The sequence below is a fragment of the uncultured Aquincola sp. genome, from assembly GCF_964001545.1.
Taxonomy (GTDB): domain Bacteria; phylum Pseudomonadota; class Gammaproteobacteria; order Burkholderiales; family Burkholderiaceae_C; genus Aquincola.
In genome coordinates, this window is sequence record NZ_CAXFDV010000470.1 from 1 (window position 1) to 1,768 (window position 1,768).

A 1,768-nucleotide genomic window follows, 5' to 3' on the forward strand; every position below is an offset into this window, starting at 1 on the left:
ATGAACCGCTACGTCATCGCCCTTGCCGCCGCCATCGTGTCCGCGGCCGCCTCGCTGCCCGCTTCCGCGCAGGTCGAGCGCGCCGCCCCGGTGATGTCCAAGCCCGTGGCCGGCATCGATGCCGCCACCTTCATCCCCGGCCACCCCGCCAGCCCGACGTGGAAGGCCCCGGCCATCGTGCGCGCCAACGGCGAACACCCGGCCGTGCTGGTGTCGCGTCAGCCCGCCCACATCGACAGCAACACCTTCATCGTTCAGCCGCCGGCCTCCACCGCCTGGACCAGCGCCCCGGCCGACCTGGCCGTGGTGGCGGGCAGCCCCGCCAACAGCGCACGCTGAAAGCCCGTTGCCGGCGCGCGGCGAATGCCCGCGCACCGGCACGGCGGCGGCATGGCCCTTACGCTGGGCCATGCCTGCCTGTTGGTTCCTCGCGTTTGAAGCTGCCCGCAGCAGGGTGGCCGCGGCTTGAGCGCCACTGCCTGGCCCCGCCGGTTGCTGGCGCTGCTGATGGCCGCCGCCGGTCTGGCGCTGTGGCAGGGCCACGGCCGCTGGTGGCAACTGCCTGACCGCCACAACCCATGGGCGCCGCTGTCGCTGACCGAGCCGCCGGGCTGGCTCACGCGCCACAAGCTGCGCCGCCTTTCCGACGAGCCGGCCGCCTGCCTGGCCTTCTTGCGCCGCACACCGATGCAGTTCGAGCCGCAGCCCGACCGCGTGACCGGCCCGGGCTGCGGATTGACCAATGCAGTGCGCCTGCGCCGCACGCAGCTGCAGCTGGGCGATGCCTTCGTGCTGAGTTGCCCGGCGGCCGCCTCGCTGGCGCTGTGGGAGCAGCATGTGCTGCAGCCCGCCGCCCAGGCCACGCTGGGCCAGCCGGTGGTGCGGCTGCTGCACTACGGCAGCTATGCCTGCCGCAACGTGTACGGCCGGGCCGAAGGCGCGCGCAGCCAGCATGCCACGGCCGATGCGCTGGATGTCTCGGGCTTCGTGCTGCGCAACGGCCGCCGCATCACCGTGGCGGGCGACTGGCCCGGCGACGATGACGCCTCCCGCTTCCTGCGGCAGGTACACGACGGGGCCTGCGGCCTGTTCGATGGCGTGCTGGGCCCCGACTACAACCGCGCCCATGCCGACCACCTGCACCTGGACCGGGGGCCCTACCGGCTGTGCCGGTGAACGCGTGGTGCCTCAGCGCTGGCTGCGCGCCTTCTTCCCATCGACTTCCGCCAGTTGCTGCTTGAGCAGCAGGTACAGCACGCGCGCGTTGTCCACCGTCATGCTGAGCATGCTGGACGGCTCGCCGCCGTCGTCGTCCTGGCGCGGCATGGGCTGCACCGCCGCATCGATACGCGCCCGCACCAGGCCGTGGCTGTTGTTCATCAGCTTGATGCGCTGCACTTCGATCTGATAGGTTTTCATCACCCGAAGCGTAGCCCACCCCAGGGCGAATACCGGTCGCGGTGCTGGGTGGGGTGGCCTAGGCTGCGCCGATGAACAGCCTTTTGATGTACAGGCGGGCGCTGCTGACCACCGGCCTGCTGGCCGTGGCCGCCGCCACCGCGGCGCAGCCGACCACCCCCGAGGACCCAGCCTGGCCGGTGGCCGGCCGCCAGGGCGTGATCCAGGTGGTGATCGTGCCGGAAAAGGCGGCCCGCGACCGCGAGGCCTACACCCGCCAGATCGAGCGCCTGTGCCCGCCGCAGAGCACCTGCTTCCTCAACTTCCACACCAACAGCAGCGGCGCACCGCTGGCGGTGCCGCTGCCCGA

General features: G+C 72.1%; 4 protein-coding genes. 3 read left to right on the top strand and 1 reads right to left on the bottom strand.

All coding sequences use genetic code 11. From position 1 onward, the window contains the following. The coding region (locus ABNT58_RS16150) for a hypothetical protein (protein WP_348754475.1) at window positions 1-339 on the top strand (339 nt) is incomplete at its 5' end. A 126-nt stretch (window positions 340-465) separates the two neighbouring features. Next, window positions 466-1,176, top strand: a complete 711-nt coding sequence (locus ABNT58_RS16155) for an extensin family protein (RefSeq protein ID WP_348754476.1) — start codon at window positions 466-468, stop codon at window positions 1,174-1,176. Window positions 1,177-1,188: 12 nt separating this feature from the next. Here ABNT58_RS16155 and ABNT58_RS16160 read toward each other — a convergent pair whose 3' ends face one another. Then, entirely contained in the window at window positions 1,189-1,419 is a 231-nt protein-coding gene (locus tag ABNT58_RS16160; protein ID WP_348754477.1) for a hypothetical protein, read from the bottom strand. 71 nt (window positions 1,420-1,490) lie between these two features. Between ABNT58_RS16160 and ABNT58_RS16165 the strand changes: the two genes are divergently transcribed. Beyond that, the coding region (locus tag ABNT58_RS16165) for a hypothetical protein (RefSeq protein WP_348754478.1) at window positions 1,491-1,768 on the top strand (278 nt) is incomplete at its 3' end.

Coding starts and splice junctions, on each gene's coding strand:
- ABNT58_RS16160 (WP_348754477.1), bottom strand. CDS start 1,419: ATGAAAACCTATCAGATCGAAGTGCAGCGCATCAAGCTGATGAACAAC.